Origin of the sequence: Streptomyces sp. Tu6071, from assembly GCF_000213055.1 — a bacterium.
GTDB classification, from domain to species: domain Bacteria; phylum Actinomycetota; class Actinomycetes; order Streptomycetales; family Streptomycetaceae; genus Streptomyces; species Streptomyces evansiae.
Map to the genome: position 1 here is coordinate 5,401,105 of NZ_CM001165.1, position 16,734 is coordinate 5,417,838.

General features: G+C 74.3%; 13 protein-coding genes and 1 pseudogene. 9 read left to right on the top strand and 5 right to left on the bottom strand.

The genetic code is table 11. The annotated features are described in order from the left end of the window. The first annotated feature begins 22 nt into the window (after positions 1-22). The 3 genes from STTU_RS22610 (at position 23) to STTU_RS22620 (ending at position 2,799) form a co-directional block, all read left to right on the top strand. A complete protein-coding gene (locus tag STTU_RS22610; protein WP_043256019.1) occupies positions 23-1,084 on the top strand; it encodes a nitronate monooxygenase in 1,062 nt (353 codons plus the stop codon). 113 nt (positions 1,085-1,197) lie between these two features. Then, positions 1,198-1,953 carry a 16S rRNA (uracil(1498)-N(3))-methyltransferase gene (locus STTU_RS22615; protein WP_007827173.1) on the top strand — a complete coding sequence of 252 codons (756 nt, stop codon included), beginning with the start codon at positions 1,198-1,200 and terminating at the stop codon, positions 1,951-1,953. A 60-nt stretch (positions 1,954-2,013) separates the two neighbouring features. Beyond that, positions 2,014-2,799 carry a class I SAM-dependent methyltransferase gene (locus tag STTU_RS22620; RefSeq protein WP_007827174.1) on the top strand — a complete coding sequence of 262 codons (786 nt, stop codon included), beginning with the start codon at positions 2,014-2,016 and terminating at the stop codon, positions 2,797-2,799. 11 nt (positions 2,800-2,810) lie between these two features. On the opposite strand, the gene STTU_RS22625 is transcribed toward STTU_RS22620, so the two are convergent. Next, complete coding sequence (locus tag STTU_RS22625; RefSeq protein WP_007827175.1) at positions 2,811-3,203, bottom strand: pyridoxamine 5'-phosphate oxidase family protein; 393 nt, start codon at positions 3,201-3,203, stop codon at positions 2,811-2,813. A gap of 185 nt (positions 3,204-3,388) precedes the next feature. Between STTU_RS22625 and STTU_RS22630 the strand changes: the two genes are divergently transcribed. The 4 genes and pseudogenes from STTU_RS22630 to STTU_RS22645 form a co-directional block, all read left to right on the top strand. Continuing rightward, positions 3,389-6,613, top strand: coding sequence for a S41 family peptidase (locus tag STTU_RS22630; protein ID WP_043256020.1), 3,225 nt, complete (start codon positions 3,389-3,391; stop codon positions 6,611-6,613). A 199-nt stretch (positions 6,614-6,812) separates the two neighbouring features. After that, positions 6,813-7,169: a histidine triad nucleotide-binding protein gene (locus tag STTU_RS22635; protein WP_009065191.1), complete on the top strand. Its 357-nt coding sequence runs from the start codon at positions 6,813-6,815 to the stop codon at positions 7,167-7,169. Positions 7,170-7,178: 9 nt separating this feature from the next. After that, positions 7,179-8,084 carry a ribonuclease Z gene (locus STTU_RS22640; RefSeq protein ID WP_007827178.1) on the top strand — a complete coding sequence of 302 codons (906 nt, stop codon included), beginning with the start codon at positions 7,179-7,181 and terminating at the stop codon, positions 8,082-8,084. Positions 8,085-8,651: 567 nt separating this feature from the next. Beyond that, positions 8,652-9,223 (top strand): annotated as a pseudogene (locus tag STTU_RS22645) (transposase); the annotation flags it as partial. On the opposite strand, the gene STTU_RS22650 reads toward STTU_RS22645, so the two are convergent. Further along, on the bottom strand, positions 9,216-9,701 hold the full coding sequence (locus tag STTU_RS22650) for a hypothetical protein (protein WP_007827185.1): 486 nt from the start codon (positions 9,699-9,701) through the stop codon (positions 9,216-9,218). The pseudogene STTU_RS22645 and the gene STTU_RS22650 overlap by 8 nt on opposite strands. Positions 9,702-10,159: 458 nt before the next feature. Here STTU_RS22650 and STTU_RS22655 point away from each other — a divergent pair, with 458 nt between their 5' ends. Next, a complete protein-coding gene (locus STTU_RS22655) occupies positions 10,160-11,167 on the top strand; it encodes an adenosine deaminase (protein ID WP_007827186.1) in 1,008 nt (335 codons plus the stop codon). Positions 11,168-11,401: 234 nt separating this feature from the next. Here STTU_RS22655 and STTU_RS22660 read toward each other — a convergent pair whose 3' ends face one another. Together STTU_RS22660 and STTU_RS22665 are read right to left on the bottom strand one after the other, a co-directional pair. Further along, positions 11,402-12,727, bottom strand: a complete 1,326-nt coding sequence (locus tag STTU_RS22660) for an MFS transporter (RefSeq protein ID WP_007827187.1) — start codon at positions 12,725-12,727, stop codon at positions 11,402-11,404. A 612-nt stretch (positions 12,728-13,339) separates the two neighbouring features. Next, positions 13,340-14,641 carry a 6-phospho-beta-glucosidase gene (locus tag STTU_RS22665; protein WP_007827188.1) on the bottom strand — a complete coding sequence of 434 codons (1,302 nt, stop codon included), beginning with the start codon at positions 14,639-14,641 and terminating at the stop codon, positions 13,340-13,342. 193 nt (positions 14,642-14,834) lie between these two features. Here STTU_RS22665 and STTU_RS22670 point away from each other — a divergent pair, with 193 nt between their 5' ends. After that, positions 14,835-15,944: a carbohydrate kinase family protein gene (locus tag STTU_RS22670; protein ID WP_234019410.1), complete on the top strand. Its 1,110-nt coding sequence runs from the start codon at positions 14,835-14,837 to the stop codon at positions 15,942-15,944. A 49-nt stretch (positions 15,945-15,993) separates the two neighbouring features. Here STTU_RS22670 and STTU_RS22675 read toward each other — a convergent pair whose 3' ends face one another. Then, positions 15,994-16,614, bottom strand: a complete 621-nt coding sequence (locus tag STTU_RS22675; protein ID WP_007827190.1) for a hypothetical protein — start codon at positions 16,612-16,614, stop codon at positions 15,994-15,996. Between the last annotated feature and the right edge of the window lie 120 nt (positions 16,615-16,734).

The following is a 16,734-nucleotide window of genomic DNA, read 5'->3' on the forward strand; positions in this document are numbered from 1 at the left end:
CGGCTCGTGGGACGATTTCGGGATGTCCTCTGTGTTCGGCGAGTTGTTGCGCCATCCCGTTGTGCAGGCTCCGATGGCCGGTGGTGCCTCCTGTCCCGAGCTGGCCGCCGCCGTGTCGGAGGCCGGGGGGCTCGGGTTCCTCGCCGGCGGGTACAAGAGTGCCGAGGCGGTACGGGACGAGGCGCGCCGGACCCGGGAGCTGACCGGGCGGCCCTTCGGGGTCAACCTCTTCCTGCCCCAGCCGGAAGCGGACGCGGATGCCGTCGACGCGTACGCGGACGGGCTTGCGGGGGAGAGCGCGCGGTACGGGGCCCCGCTCGGGGGCCTTCCGGACGGTGCGCTGGACGACTTCTTCGACGCGAAGGTCGCGGTGCTGCTCGCCGAGCCCGTCGCCGTCGTCTCCTTCACCTTCGGCTGCCCCAGCCGCGACGTGCTCGACGCCTTCCAGCGCGTCGGCACCCTCACCGTCGTCACCGTGACCACCCCCGAGGAGGCGCGCGCCGCGCAGTGGGTGGGGGCGGACGCGCTGTGCGTGCAGGGCGTCGAGGCGGGGGGCCACCAGGGCACGCACCTCGACGACCCCGCCACCGACGGCTGCGGGCTCGGGCTCCTCAGCCTCCTCGAACAGGTCCGCCACACCGTGCCGTTGCCGTTCCTCGCGGCGGGCGGCCTCATGCGCGGTACGCAGATCGCGGCCGTGCTCGCGGCGGGGGCTGAGGCCGCTCAGCTCGGCACCGCCTTCCTGCCCTGCCCCGAATCCGGGGCGCACCCCGTGCACAAGACGGCGCTGACGAGCCCGCACTTCACCCGTACGACGCTGACGCGGGCCTTCTCGGGCCGTCCCGCGCGCGGGCTCGTCAACCGTTTCGTACGGGCGCACTCGGCCGAGGCTCCGGCCGCGTACCCGCGGGTGCACCACCTCACGGCGGGGCTGCGGCGGGCCGCGGCGGGCGCGGGGGACGCGGACGGCATGGCACTCTGGGCCGGGCAGGGTCACCGGCTGGCCCGTACGCTCGCCGCCGGGCGCCTCGTCGAGACGCTCGCCGCCGAGACGCGCGCGGCGCTCACACCGTTGACGCGCTGAACCCCCTCCCCGTGAACCGCGTGCCTCTGCACCCCGTGCCCCTGACACCCGTGCCCCTGACCCTTGCTCTCCAGAACCCGCGCCGCTGAACGCGTACCGCTGAAAGGACCGGCATGACCGCCGCCGTTTTCCTCGCCCCCCGGCTCGCCGAAGAGGCCGTACCCGGCGGGGCCTTCGTCCTCGACGGGCCCGAGGGGCGGCACGCGGTCTCCGTGAAGCGGTTGCGTCCCGGTGAGGAGATCGTGCTCAGCGACGGGGAGGGGCGGTGGGCACCGTGCGTCGTGAAGGCCGCCGAGGGCAAGGACCGGCTGAGCGTCGAGGTCGGTGAGCTGCGCGAGGAGCCGGTACCGAGCCCGCGGCTCGTCGTGGTCCAGGCGCTGCCCAAGGGGGACCGGGGGGAACTCGCCGTCGAGACGATGACGGAGACGGGTGTCGACGCGATCGTGCCGTGGCAGGCGGCCCGCTGCGTGACGCAGTGGCGCGGCGACCGGGGTGCGAAGTCCCTCGCCAAGTGGCGGGCGACGGCGCGCGAGGCGGGCAAGCAGTCCCGCCGCCCCCGCTTCCCCGAGATCGCCGAGGCCGTCTCCACGAAGGAGGCGGCGGCCCTCCTCTCGCGCGCGGCGCTCGCCGTCGTCCTCCACGAGGACACCGGGACCGCGAGCACCCCGCTCGCGACGCTCCCCCTCCCCGACGAGGGCGACATCGTCCTCGTCGTCGGCCCCGAGGGCGGTGTCGCCCCCGAGGAGATCGCGAGTTTCACCGCGGCCGGCGCCCACGTCTGCCGCCTGGGCCCCTCGGTCCTGCGCACCTCCACAGCGGGCACGGCGGCCGTCGCGCTGCTGTCGGGGCGTACGGGGCGGTGGGGGTAGACCCGGGTGTGCCGCGCTCGGGGCGGTTGACTTCGCTGGTGGAGGAACTTCCGGGCGGGCATGGCGGATCGGGGGGCGGGGGTCGAGCATGAGGGGATGATTCGCGCTTCCTCGCAGGGGCTTTCGTTCGATTCGGCTGCCGCCGGTTATGCCGCGCACCGTCCCTCCTATCCGTCCGCTCTCCTTGAGGCCGTCGAGGAGCTGGGCGGGTTCTCGCTCGTCGGGGCCCGCGTGGCCGATGTCGGGGCCGGGACCGGGCTCGGGACGCGCGTGCTGGTCGAGCGCGGGGCCCGGGTGGTGGGCGTGGAGCCGGGTGCCGGGATGGCCGCCCAGTTCCGGGTCGGGTTGCCCGGGGTTCCGCTCGTGCTCGGGGACGGGAACGCTCTGCCTCTGCACTCCTCCTCTCTCGACGTGGTCACCTACGCCCAGTCCTGGCACTGGACCGATCCCCGCAGGTCCGTTCCGGAGGCGCTGCGGGTGCTGCGGCCCGGGGGCGCGCTCGCACTCTGGTGGAACGACTCTGACGGTGGGGTGCCGTGGGTCGCCGAGCAGGACGCCCGGCTACGGCGGCTCTTCGCGGGCGGCGACGCCTCGTACGACCCCGAGGCCCGCTTCCGGCGGCTCCCGGGTGAACTGCCCTTCGTACGGCGGCAGGTGCGGTGGAGCCGGGACGTCTCGCTCGACGCGCACCTCGCCAATCTCGCCACGTACTCCGACTTCCTCCTCCTCGGCAGGGAAGGGACGGACCGCTTCCTCGCCGAGGAGCGGGAGATCCTTGCCGGGGTCTTCCCCGGCGGGACGGTCCGGGAGCAGTACGTGGTCAGCCTCGCCGTCGCCGTGCGCTGACCCCCGGGGCCTTACTTCGCGAGCGAGGCCGGGACCCAGTCCCGTACCGCTATCTCCAAGAGCACCCGGCGCTCTCCCGGGCGGGCCGGTATCGCCGGGTCCCAGCCGTACTTGGCGAGGAAGGACTCGCGCACCCGCGCGGGGAAGCCGGTGCGGCGCAGGCGGGCGTCGCCCTCCGCGACCAGTGGCTCGGGCCCGTCGAGGGCGAGCGTGGCACGCGGCCGGCGTTCGAGCAGGCGCACCAAGGTGCCGCCCGCTGCCGCGCCGATCCACCACACGCCTTCGAGGAAGACGAACCATGTGGCGCGCACGAGGGGCGGTCCTTCCGCCCGCGCGGCGCACAGCCACACGGTCCGCGCCGTGCGCAGCCGTTCCTGAGCGGGGTTGTTCTCCGTCGTCGTCACGACATCAATCCCAACCCCTGTGAGGCCCGCGCGGAAGCCTTCGGCGCGGATCTGTGGACAACTCCGGGTAATCAATAAATTCCCTCACTCGAACGAGTAACGGCCGTCGCGACTTCGCCGGAGTTATCCACAGCTTGCCCGGCAGGCCCTGTCCCCTGTCCTTCGCCGTGCTTAGGGTGGCTCTTGTGACACAGCCTGCCTACCTACGGTTTCCGCACATCCATGGCGAGTTCATCGCCTTCACCGCCGAGGACGACGTCTGGATCGCCCCGCTCGACGGAGGGCGTGCCTGGCGCGTCAGCGCCGACAACGTTCCCGTCCAGCACCCGCGGATATCTCCCGACGGCGCCACGGTCGCCTGGACCTCCAAGCGTGAGGGCGCCCCCGAGGTCTTCGTCGCCCCCCTGGAGGGCGGCCCGGCCCGCCGCCTCACCTACTGGGGCAGCAACAAGACGTCCGTGCGCGGCTGGACCGCCGAGGGCGACGTCGTGGCGATCACCTCGCACGGCCAGCCCTCGCTGCGCCGGACCTGGGCGCACGCGCTGCCCCTCGACGGTTCCGCGTCCCGCCGCCTCCCGTACGGCCCGATCGGCGCGCTCGCCCACGAACCGGAGGGCGAACGCGTCCTGCTCGGCTCGGTCTCCATGGGCCGCGAGGCCGCGTGGTGGAAGCGCTACCGGGGCGGTACGGCGGGGAAGTTGTGGCTCGGGCCCGACGCGGAGGGCGCCTGGCAGCGTGTGCACGCGGACCTCGACGGCAATATCGAGGACCCGCTCTGGGTAGGCGGTCGCATCGCTTTCCTCTCCGACCACGAAGGTGTCGGCGCGCTCTACTCCTCGCTCCCCGACGGCAGCGACCTGCGCCGCCACTCGCCGGTCGAGCCGGACGGCTTCTACGCCCGCCAGGCCGCCACCGACGGCACCCGCGTCGTCTGGGCGAGCGCGGGCCGGCTCTGGATCATCGACGACCTGGAGGGCGCCGAGCCGCGCCCGCTCGACATCGGTCTCGGCGGCCAGCGCGCCGATCTCCAGCCCTTCGCGATCCCCGCGTCCCGCTGGCTCTCCGCCGCCCGGCCCGACCACACGGGGCGCGGCAGCGCGGTCCTGGTGCGCGGCGCCGTGCACTGGGTGACGCACCGCGACGGACCCGCGCGCGTCCTCGCGGGCGAGCAGGGGGTGCGGGCCAGGCTGCCGCGTACGTTCCGGCTCGATGGGGAGGAGTGGGTCGCCTGGGTGACCGACGCCGAGGGCGAGGACGCCATCGAGTTCGCGCCCGCGACCGGCACGGCCCCCGGCACCGCCCCGCGCCGCATCGCGCGCGGCAAGCTCGGCCGCGTCCTCTCCTTCGCGGTCGCCCCGGACGGCGAGCGGCTCGGCGTCGCGAGCCACGACGGGCGGGTACTGCTCGTCGAGCGCTCCTCCGGCGAGGTGCGCGAGGTGGACCGCAGTGAGAACGGGGACGCGAGCGGACTCGTCTTCTCGCCCGACTCCACGTGGCTCGCCTGGTCCCACCCGGGTCCCGACCCGCTGCGCCAGCTCAAGCTCGCACACGTCTCGGACCTCGCCCCGGTCGAGGCGACCCCGCTGCGCTTCAAGGACTACAGCCCCGCCTTCACGCCGGACGGCAAGCACCTCGCGTTCCTCTCGGACCGCGCCTTCGACCCGCTGTACGACGCGCACAACTTCGATCTCGCCTTCATCGGCACGACCCGCCCGCACCTCATCACGCTCGCCGCGACGACCCCCTCGCCCTTCGGCCCGCAGCGGCACGGCAAGCCCTTCGAGACGCCCGACAAGGAGGGCACCCCGGAGAGCGGCGAGGGCGGCGGTCCGCAGACCCGTATCGACGTGGAGGGCCTCGCCGACCGGATCGTGCCCTTCCCCGTCGAGGCCGGCGAGTACTCCTCGCTCCGGGCCGCCAAGGACGGCGTGCTCTGGCTCAGCCACCCCGTCTCCGGCGTCCTCGGCACCTCCGGCGCGGGACCCGACGACGAGGGCGCCAAGTCGAGCCTGCTGCGCTGGGACTTCCCGCAGCAGCGCATCGAGGAACTTTCCGGCGACGCCCAGTCGTACGCGGTCACGGGCGACGGCAAGCGCGTCCTGCTCCGCGCCGGTGACAAGCTCCGCGTCGTGCCGAGCGACCGCCGCGCCCCGGGCGACGACGACCACGAGAACAACGTCGCCGTCGACCTCGGCCGCGTCCGGCAGCTCATCGACCCCGCCGCCGAGTGGCGGCAGATGTTCGACGAGGCGGGCCGTCTCATGCGGGACAACTTCTGGCGCCCCGACATGGGCGGCATCGACTGGGACGGCGTCCTCGACCGCTACCGGCCCGTCTTGGAGCGCGTCGCGACCCACGACGACCTCGTGGACCTGCTCTGGGAGGTGCAGGGCGAACTCGGCACCTCGCACGCGTACGTCACCCCGCCCGGCCACGGGCACGGTCACCTGCGCGCCGGGCTGCTCGGCGCGGACATATCCCGGCACGAGGACGGGCAGTGGCACGTCGACCGCGTCCTGCCCTCCGAGACCTCCGACCCGCACGCCCGCTCCCCGCTCGCGGGCCCCGGCATCGCGGTACGGGCCGGGGACACGCTCCTCGCGGTCGGCGGCCGTCCGGTGGACCCGCTGCTCGGCCCCGGGCCGCTCCTCGCCGGGACGGCCGGTCACGTCACCGAGCTGACCATCGGCCCGGCGGACGGCGGCGAGCCGCGACACGTCGTCGTGGAGCCGCTGCGCGACGAGGAGGCTTTGCGCTACCACGACTGGGTCGCCGACCGCCGCGCCTACGTGCACGAGAAGTCCGGCGGACGGCTCGGCTACCTGCACGTGCCGGACATGGTGGGCTCGGGCTGGGCGCAGCTCCACCGCGACCTGCGGGTGGAGATCGCCAAGGACGGGCTCGTCGTCGACGTCCGTGAGAACCGGGGCGGGCACACCTCGCAGCTCGTCGTGGAGAAGCTCGCCCGGCGCGTCATCGGCTGGGACGTGCCACGCGGCATGCGGCCGGGCACCTACCCGGAGGCGGCCCCGCGCGGCCCCGTCGTCGCGGTCGCCAACGAGTTCTCCGGCTCGGACGGCGACATCGTCAACGCGGCCATCCAGGCGCTGAAGATCGGCCCCGTCGTCGGGACGAGGACCTGGGGCGGCGTCGTCGGCATCGACAACCGGTACGGGCTCGTGGACGGGACGTCGGTGACGCAGCCCAAGTACGCCTTCTGGTTCGAGACGGTCGGCTGGGGCGTCGAGAACCACGGGGTGGACCCGGACGTGGAGGTCGTCGTCGCGCCGCACCAGTACGCGGCCGGGGAGGACCCGCAGCTCGACGAGGCCATCCGCCTGGCACTGGCCAACCTGGAGGAGACCCCGGCGAAGAGGGCTCCCGCCCTGCCCGGGGGTGAGGCGGAGTAGGCGAACCGGGCCGGGGGCGAGCCTCACGGGGCTCCGCCCCGGGCCCCGCTCCTCAAGCGCCGGAGGGGTTGGATGTGCGTGCGGCGCTGGATCTGCGGCGGCTGGATTCCCGGTGCCGGAAGTTCTGGGCCGGAGCGTCGATTTGGCTGCCCGATACCATTCCTGCAGCATCGTCGTCCCTCCGAGAGGAGTCCCCCTCATGGCTGGTGAGCCGCAGGCGGATTGTCTGTTCTGCAAGATCGTGGCGGGGGAGGTGCCGGCGACCGTCGTGCGGGAGGACGAGCACACCGTCGCGTTCCGGGACATCAATCCGCAGGCGCCCACGCACGTGCTCGTCGTGCCCAAGGCGCACTACCCCAACGCCGCCGCGCTCGCCGCCGATCCGGGGCTCAGCGCCGCCCTCCTCGCGGCGGCCGGTGAGGTCGCCACGCAGGAGAAGATCGACGAGTCCGGGTACCGGATCGTGTTCAACACCGGTGCGGGGGCGGGGCAGACCGTCTTCCACGTGCACGCGCACGTCCTCGGGGGCCGCGGGCTGCAGTGGCCCCCCGGCTAGGGTGGGCCCATGGCAGGGCGTGAGCTTGTCGTTCTCGGGACCGCGAGTCAGCTGCCCACGCGGCGGCGTGGGCACAACGGGTATGTCCTGCGCTGGGACGGGGAGGCGTTCCTCTTCGATCCCGGCGAGGGCACGCAGCGGCAGATGACCCATGCGGGGATCTCCGCGACGGCGCTGCACCGTGTCTGCGTCACGCACTTCCACGGGGACCACTCGCTCGGCCTCGCCGGGGTGATCCAGCGCATCAACCTCGACCGGGTCCCGCACCCGGTGTACGCGCACTACCCGGCGAGCGGCGAGGAGTACTTCCGGCGGCTGCGGTACGCGACGTCGTACTACGAGAGCGTCGGGATCACTCCCGTGCCCGTGCACGAGGAGGGCGTGCTCGTCACGACCCCCGGCTACACCCTGGAGACGCGGCGGCTCAGCCATCCCGTCGAGTCCTTCGGTTACCGGCTCACCGAGCCGGACGGGGTGCGGATGCTGCCCGAGGCGCTGGCGGCGCACGGTATCGAGGGGCCGGACGTGGGGCGGCTGCGGCGCGCGGGCGAGCTGCGCGGGGTACTGCTCGAAGAGGTCAGCGAGGTGCGGCGCGGGCAGCGTTTCGCCTTCGTCATGGACACCCGCATGTGCCGGGGCGCCGAGGAGCTGGCCGAGGGCTGCGACCTGCTCGTCATCGAGTCGACCTTCGCCGACGAGGACGCGGCCCTCGCCGAGGAACACGGCCACCTCACCGCCGGACAGGCCGCCGCGCTCGCCCGCGACGCCGGGGTGCGGCATCTGGTGCTGACGCACTTCTCGCAGCGCTACGAGGACCCCGCCGTGTTCGCGTGCCAGGCCCGCGCGGCCGGTTACGAAGGGGGCCTCACCATCGCCGAGGACTTCGACCGCGTGCCCGTACCCCCACGCCTCTGACTCTCCCCGAGGAGGACAACGGGCGGCGAGTACGGATCGCCCGGCGGGACCACCGAGGTCGGCCTCGCGCTGGTCGCGCTCGTGCCAACGATCGCGAACGCGCGCACGACGCCCGCAGCCACCACCCCGGTCGCCGAGGGGCCGCATCCCGCGCAGGGCCACGCAACCAGCTCCGCCTCGGTCGCCGGGCTGTCCGCCCCTGCCGTTGCTGAGTCCGAACCGCAGACTGGTCGTTCGTCGCCGTCACTCCGGTCGCCGAGGGGCTCATCCCGCGCCGGGCTCCGGAGCCAGCTCTGCCTTGGTCGCCGGGCTGCCCCCCCGGTCACCTTCTTCGTGGCTGCGCAACGGGGCCTCCGCCCTTCGGGTCCGGCATGACTTCCCCCCTTGTTGTTCATGATCCTGGGGTCGTGTCACCGGGTCCGACGGACCGCTGATGAGGGGCTTGAGCACCGGCTTCACCCAAGTCGGAAGAGCCCTCCGTGACGTGGATGCGGCAGCTCGGTGCCGTGCCAGGGCCGGACGAAAAGCGTGATGGAGGGGCCTGCACGTGATCGACACCGGTGACATCGACGTCCAGAGCGACTGGTCGAGTGGATCTTCGCTGCCCTGGACGAGCAGACCGTGACTGCCCCCGGGACCGACGCGGCCACGCTGTCGTCCCGAGCCTGGCCGCCTCACTCACGGCCGTGCTCGACCAGCGCAAACTCTTGGCCGGGCGGATCGAGGAACTGCTGGATGCCCACCTTCTTTCGAAGGTCCTGGCCTCGATGCCGGGAGTCGGTGTCAGAACCGGAGCCAGGATTTTGATCGAGGTCGGCGACGGCAGCACCTTCCCGACGGCCAGCCATCTCGCCGCCTATGCGAGTCTCGCCCCCGGCGACCCGGAGCTCGGGCTCATCGATCCGTGGCGAACAGCCTTCCACAAGCGGAAACAAGCAGCTCAAGCGAGCTTTCTTCCTTCCGCGTTCGCCGCTCTGGGCGACCCGACCTCGCCGGCCTATTACGACAGGAAGCTTGCCCAGGGCAAGCGCCACACCCAGGCCCTGCTCTGTCTCGCCAGGCGCCGGGCCGACGTCCTCTTCGCGATGCTTCGCGACGGCACCTTCTATGCACTGCGGCCGTGGATCCCCGTCACCTGAGCTGCGGGCCTGCGAGGAGAACGACTCGATCGGCTTCGACGTCGAAGCCGATCACCGGATGGCCGTACTCGCCCTCCGGGTCCATCAGTACCGGCTTGCCCAGCCGACGCCCGATCTCCCGAAACAAGCCGCAGAGCACATCAAGTCGGTCCTGGCTCTGCAGCTCCCGCAGGTCGATGTCGAAGTCGACTTCGTCGACGGCATGGAAGCTGAAGATCACCAACACATCGGCAGCCGGCCAGACCCGCAGGCCCGGGCACTCGGTCTCCACCGGACGGGACAGCACGGCCTCCGCCCGAGGCACCGGAAGCACCGTCTCTCCCTCGGAGTACTGGCACTTCCAGCCCTTCTCCGCGACAAGATCGAGGACCATCTGCCAGTCCTCGACCGAGGCATTCGGGACACGCACGTCCGGCAACGACCCCATCAAGTCCAGGTCGAAGAAGCACTGCACGTCATCCCACAGCAGGTCGCTCACCCAGCCATGCTGCCTGGACCGCTGACCCCAACGCACCCCCGTTTCCCTTGACCAAAGACATAGGGGCAGCCCCCGGGCGTCGCCGAATCCAACCTGCGGCTTGGTCGTTCGTCGCCGCCGCTCCGGTTGCCGAGGGGTCGCATCCCGCCCCGGGCCGCGGGACCGGCTCCGCCCCGGTCGTTGGGTTGTCCGCCCCCGGCCGCTGCCGAGACCGGATCGTGGTCCCGTGGTCCGTTGCCGCGCCGGTCATCGAGGGGCCGCCTCCCGCGCTGGGCCCTGGAATCCGCTCCGTCTCCGGCCGCCGGGCCCGCCCCCTGCCGCCCGGCTGCCGACGTGGCCGTAGTCCTGTGCCTCGCCTCTCATTTCGTCACGCGACCTGCCTCACCCCTGCCGGCCGCTCCCTTCCCGCGTGGCTCACGCCACGTCTCGGGGGCCTGTGATTCACGTAGGATTCTCGGATGCCCACTTCTGTACCCATCCCCAAGGCAGAGCTGCACCTTCACATCGAAGGCACCCTCGAACCGGAGCTTGCCTTCGCGCTCGCCGCTCGCAACGGGGTCACGCTCAGCCACGACGACACGCTCGCGCTGCGCAGCGCCTTCGCCTTTCAGGATCTTCAGTCCTTCCTGGACCTCTACTACGAGCTGATGGCGGTCCTGCGCACCGAGCGTGACTTCGAGGAGCTTGCCGACGCGTATCTGGCGCGGGCCGCCGCGCAGGGGGTGCGGCATGCGGAGATCTTCTTCGACCCGCAGGCGCACACCTCGCGCGGCGTGCCGTTCGGGACCGTCGTCGAGGGGCTCGGGCGGGCGCTCGACCGGTCGGTGGAGCGGTACGGGATCAGCACCCGCCTCATCATGTGTTTCCTGCGCGACCAGCCCGTCGCCTCCGCGCTCGCGACGCTCGCCGAGGCCGAGCCGTATCTCGGCCGCATCACCGGCGTCGGCCTCGACTCGGCCGAGCTGGGCAACCCGCCGGGGCCCTTCCGCGAGGTCTACGAGCGGGCCGCCGCGCTCGGGCTGCACCGGGTCGCGCACGCGGGCGAGGAGGGCGGTCCCGAGTACGTCACCGAGGCGCTCGACGCGCTCGGTGTGGAGCGCGTCGACCACGGCCGCCGGGTGCTGGAGGACCCCGCGCTCGTCGCGCGGCTCGTGCGCGAGCAGATCCCGCTGACGCTGTGCCCGCTCTCGAACGTGCGGCTGCGCGGGATCGACACGATGGAGCAGCACCCGCTGCGGGACATGCTCGACGCGGGCCTGAAGTGCACCGTGAACTCCGACGACCCGTCCTACTTCGGCGGCTACGCGCAGGACAACTTCGACGCCGTCCGCACCGCGCTCGGCCTCACCGAGGACCAGGAGCGCACCCTCGCGCGCAACTCCTTCGAGGCGGCCTTCCTGGAGGACGACGAGGAACTGCGCACGCGGTACCTCAAGGCCGTCGAGGCACACCGCTTCCAGGGCTGAGGAGACGGCGGCGGTGCGGGGCGGGCGGCCTCCACGGGTACGGGCCGCCCCGCCCCCGGCCGACTCGTCCCCGTCCCGCCGTGCCCGTCCCCGGCCGACTCGTCCCCGTCCCGCCGTGCCCGTCCCCGCACCGTCGCGCACGAGCCCGCCCCCGTGCCGCCGCCCCGCACCTGAGCACCCCCCGTCCCGCCGCCCCGTACCGCGGCACCCGCCCCCGTCCCGCCGCCCCGCCCCTCAGCCCCCCACCCGTTCCGGTCCCGCCGCGCCGAAGTGCGTGCGGTCCGGGTCGGCCGTCGGGACCGCGATCTCCGTGACCGTCTGTTCGGGGGCGCCGATCCGCGGGATCGTGCCCGAGGGAGCGCCGGCGCGGGCCGCGACGAGGGCCGCGCTCGCGCCGCCCCGGCGCCGTACCGCGCCCGGCACGAGCGGGCGCCCGCCCGTGTGCAGCGCGACGGCCGTGAGCGGTACGGCGAGGACGAGCAGTGCCGTCGCGAGGACGAGGCCCATGCCCGTGAAGCCCGCCGACTCGACGAGGAGGCTTCCGGTGACCGGGCCGCACGCCACGCCGAGCGAGGACGCCGAGCCGACGAGCACTGCCCAGCGCCCGCGCGGGTCGAGCGAGGCGGCGAGGCCGATGAGGTAGGAGAGGACGACCGGGTAGCCGGTGTTCCACAGCACCTCCCCACCCGCGAAGCTCCCGAGCCCGTGCGCGGAGGCGCTCACCGCGATGCACGCGGCGATGACCACCGTGCCGAGCCCGATGGGCGCCGCGCGTCCGGCCCGCGAGCCGAGGGCTCCGGCGCCGAGCACCCCGAGGAGCCCGCCGCCGAGCGCGACGGCGAAGACCACGCCGACCGCGACCTCGCCGAGCCCGGCCTGCTCCATGCCGATCCGTCCGCTCACGCCCCACAGCGCGTTCTGCGCGAGCGACCAGCCCGCGACGGAGAGCGCGAGCACGAGTCCCGAGCGGCGGTAGGGGAGCCGCCCGGTGGCCACGGGGACGGGGCTTTCCCCGGGGACGGCGCCGGGTCGGGAGTCCGCGAGGCCCCGCGTCGCCGGCCACACGAGCAGCGGCACCACCGCGAGCGCGAGGAGCGGGAGCCGGTGGCCCGGGCCGAAGTGGGGGAGCGTCAGGTAGAGCGCCCCCGCGACGCCCGAGACCGAGAGCAGCCCGGCCGAGGAGGCGCGGTGCGGGTCGCGCAGCGCCGCGATGCCCGAGGCGGCGACGGTCGTCGCCGTGCCCGAGCCGAAGCCGCCGAGGACGACCCCGAGCACGACGAGCGGCAGCACGCCGCTGAGCGCGGCGAGCCCGTAGCCGAGGGCGGCGAGGAGCAGCCCGGCGCGCGCGACGCGGCGCGCCCCGAAGCGTTCGACGCGCGAGGCGAGGGTGAATCCGGCGCTCGCCGAGCCGAGCAGCAGCCCGCTGCCGACGAGCCCGGCGTGCGCGGGGGTGAGCCCGAGCCCGGAACCGATGCGCGAGACGACGGTGGGCAGGAGGTAGGAGGCGAGATAGCCGGCCGTGAAGAGGGCGACGAGGGGCCGGGCGGGGCGCGGAGGCACGGGCGGTTCCAGAGCGGGTGCGAAGCGATGGGGGGAGGGCCCTTCCCGCCGGTTCGGGGCAGCGCGAGGCAGCCCGGAAGGGCGGTACGGGAAAAGGGGGTTCGCCACCGAACGCCGGGGCCTCCGAGCCGGTGGAAGGGCCGGTGCCGGGGCTGTGCGACGGGTGCGCGAGGCAATTTGTATCAAGCCGCTTCGTCACCCGAAAAGCCGAGCGGGTGTGAGCTGGGTCACTTAATGTTTGGTATGCAGCAGGGCGGGTAACCATGCCGATTCGTCTGTTGTGGGCAGCGCGCGAGAGGGGCCGTCAACTCTCCTCGCGCAGGCCGGAGTTGCCGGATGCGCCCGAAGTGCGCCGGGTGTGAGAGCCCTTGTGCGCTGCTCCGCTCCCACGTGCCTCGATGACCCGCGACACGCACCACCGCCGCCGGCCTTTCACGTACCACCGGGCCCGGCCCTGCGCCGCGACTCCGGCACCGGCCCCTCGCCGCGCGCCCCGAACCCGGCCACCGGTCCCTCGCCGCGAACTCCGGCCCCCGTCCCGCGCCGCGCGCCCCGGACCCGGCCCCCATCGGCCCGCCCCGTTCCCGGCGCCTTCCTCCGCCCGCCCCCGCGTCAGCCCTTCGCCGTGCGCTCCAGAATCCGGGCCGCCACCGCCGGGGAGTCCACGAGCGGGTGGAGGGCCAGCGCGCGCAGGGCCGCCGTGCGGTCCTTGAAGAGTGCCGCCTCGATCGTCGCCCGCTCGACCGCCTTGAGCTGGAGCATCAGCCCGAGTTCGGCCTCGCCGAGCGGGGCGCACGGCAGGGGGTGCGCGCCCCGCGCGTCCACCTCGCACACCGTCTCGATGATCGCGTCCGGCGGGAGCTGAGGCACCGTCGTCCCGTTCCGCACGTTCAGGATGAGCCGCGTGCCGCGCGCGTCGCCCGCGATCGCCCGCATCAGCGCGAGCGCCACCTGGTCGTAGCCGCCGCCCGCCAGATCCTCCTCGTCGCGCTCCCAGCCGCCACTCGCCTCGCGGCTCTCCGCCATGTACGTCTCCTCGCGCTCCCGGCGCGTCGCCTCCCACAGCTCGTACGCGCGGGCGGGCTCGCGCGCCGCGGCCGTGAAGAACGCCTCCTGCTGCTCGCGCAGGAACTCCCCGCGCGTCGCGCCCGCCGCGCGCACCGCGGCCAGGGCCTCGCGGCGGAAGTAGTAGTAGTGCAGGTACTCGTTGGGCAGCGAGCCGAGCGCGCGCAGCCAGTCCGCGCCGAAGAGCCGCCCCTCCTCGAAGGACTCCAGGGCCGTACGGTCCGCGAGCAGCGCTTCGAGCAGGTCCGTGCCGTCCGCCGCGCGCAGTTCGCGCAGCCAGCCGAGGTGGTTGAGCCCGACGTACGCGTACGAGACCGAGCCGGGCGCCGCCCCGGCCGCCCGTGCCGCGCGCCGGACGAGGCCCACGGGCGAGTCGCAGATCCCGATGACGCGCTCACCGAGCACCCCCGCCATCGCCTCCGTCACCGTCCCCGCCGGATTGGTGAAGTTGATGACCCAGGCGTCGGGGGCCACGGCCCGTACCCGCTCCGCGATCTCCACCGCGACCGGCACCGTGCGCAGCCCGTACAGCACGCCGCCCGCGCCGACCGTCTCCTGGCCGAGCACGCCCTCGGCGAGCGGCACCCGCTCGTCGGCGACACGCCCGGCGGTGCCGCCCACGCGGATCGCGGAGAAGACGAAGTCGGCACCGCGCAGGGCGTCGTCCAGGTCCTCGGCGGTACGGACGCGGGGGCCGCCGCCGGGAAGTCGCTCCAGGACCGCGCGGATCACGCCGAGGCGCACCGGGTCGCTGTCGTGGAGCGTCAGCTCGTCGACCTCGCCGCCCGCCAGTGCCCCGTACACGAGCGGCACCCGGAAGCCGCCACCGCCCAGAATCGTCAGCCTCATGATCCGGAACGTACCCCACGGCGCGCTGCTCGCACCTCGCGCCCATCGGGCACACTGGCCGCAATCGCACCGACCAGGGGAGGCACGCACCGTGAGCACCGATCCGTACGGAACCGGCCCCGCCGCCCCCCGCAGCGAGCCGTCCGCGGCCCCGCCCGTCGCTCCGCGTACCGAGGACCCGCCCGGCGCCCGCGTGGACCCGTCCGCGGCCCCGCGCATCGACCCGCTCGCCGCGATCCGCGACCCCGCCGGGCCCGTCTGCGACGTCTACCTCACCGGGACCGTCTTCCTCGACATCATTTTCACCGGGCTCGACTCCGCTCCCGTGCGGGGCACCGAGTCGTGGGCGCGCGGCATGGGCTCCAGCCCCGGCGGCGTCGCGAACATGGCGACCGCGCTCGCCCGGCTCGGGCTGCGCACCTCGCTCGCGGCGGCGTTCGGCGACGACCACTACGGGGAGTACTGCTGGGACGCGCTCGCGCAGGGCGAGGGCATCGACCTGACGCCCTCGCGGCGCGTCGCGGGCTGGCACTCGCCCGTGACGGTCTCGATGGCGTACGAGGGCGAGCGGACGATGGTCTCGCACGGGCACGACGCGCCGATTCCCGCGCCCGCCCCCGAGAACGTGCCGCCCGCGCGCGCCGCCGTCGCCTCGCTCGCCCCCGGGCGGCCCGCGCCGTGGATCGCGCACGCCGCCGCGCGCGGCACCCGGGTCTTCGCCGACGTCGGCTGGGACGAGTCGGGGCGCTGGGAGCTCGCGGCGCTCGGCGACCTCGGCCACTGCGAGGCGTTCCTGCCGAACGCCGAGGAGGCGATGCGCTACACGCGCACCTCGTGCCCGCGCGCCGCCGCGCACGCGCTCGCCGAGTACGTCCCCCTCGCCGTCGTCACGCTCGGTACGGAGGGCGCGTACGCCGTCGACGGGCGCACCGGCGAGAGCGCCGAGGTCCCCGCGATCCGCGTCCCGGCGCTCGACCCGACGGGGGCCGGGGACGTCTTCGTCGCCGGTTTCCTCACCGGCAGCCTCGCGGGCTGGCCGCTCGCCGACCGCCTCGCCTTCGCGGGCCTGACCGCCGCGCTCTCCGTGCAGGAGTTCGGCGGTTCGCTCTCGGCCCCCGGCTGGGCGGAGGTCGCCACGTGGTGGCGCCACGTCCAGGCGTACGACGACCAGGACCCGGCGGCGCTGCGCCGCTACGCCTTCCTGGACGCCCTCCTGCCGGGCGCGGGCACGAGCGCGCCGTGGCCCCGGCGCCGCGCGGTGCCGACGATCGGGTTCCGGGCGGGAGGCGGGGGAGCGGGCTGAGCGGCGGGCGGTACGGGGCGGAGACGCGACGGTACGGGGCCGGGGCGGCCTACGCGCACGGTCCGCGCCCCGCGCCGCCTCCCGCCTCCTTCGTCCCGGCCCCCTCCCGCGCCCCGGTCTCAGCCCGCGTCCCGGCCCCCTCCCGCGTCCCCGTCCCGGCCCCCTCCCGCGCCCCCGTCTCGGCCCGTACGAGCCGGGGCTCCCAGTACCGCGCCCGCGCCGCCGTCAGCACGGGCAGCGCCACCCCCACGAGCAGCGCGCCGAGCGCCCACCACCCGGACACCGCCCCGCTCACCAGTCCCCAGCACCCGGCGCCCACCGCAAGGGCCGCGCAACCCCGGGCGCACCACGCCTGGTTGCGCAGCAGCACGCGGCGCCGGGCCGCGACCCGCGCGAGCCGCTCCGGGCACGCGGTCGACTCGCCCCGCCGGAGGGCCCGTTCCAGTCGCGCGTGTTCCTCGCGGGGGACCCCGGCGGCACGTGCGGCGAGCCGGTCGGCGAAGAAGGTCTGGAAGACGGCCCAGAACGGTGCGTACACCGCCCACCAGGCCGCTCGCCCCCAGCCCAGCCACACCCCCGCGAGCAGCCAGAGCAGGGCCGCGATGCCCAGGTTCAGCCCGAACGCCGCCCAGCGACGCCCCCTCGTCCGCTCCCGCCGCCCGTCGCCCACGCCCACCCCCCCGTCCGGTCCGCGCGGGTACCCCCTCCCCCTTCCGGAAAACGGTGCGCCCCGCGCGGGAAAAGCCCTGCGGTGTTGTCGGCGGGGGGTCGTAGGCTTGGCCCAAGAGGT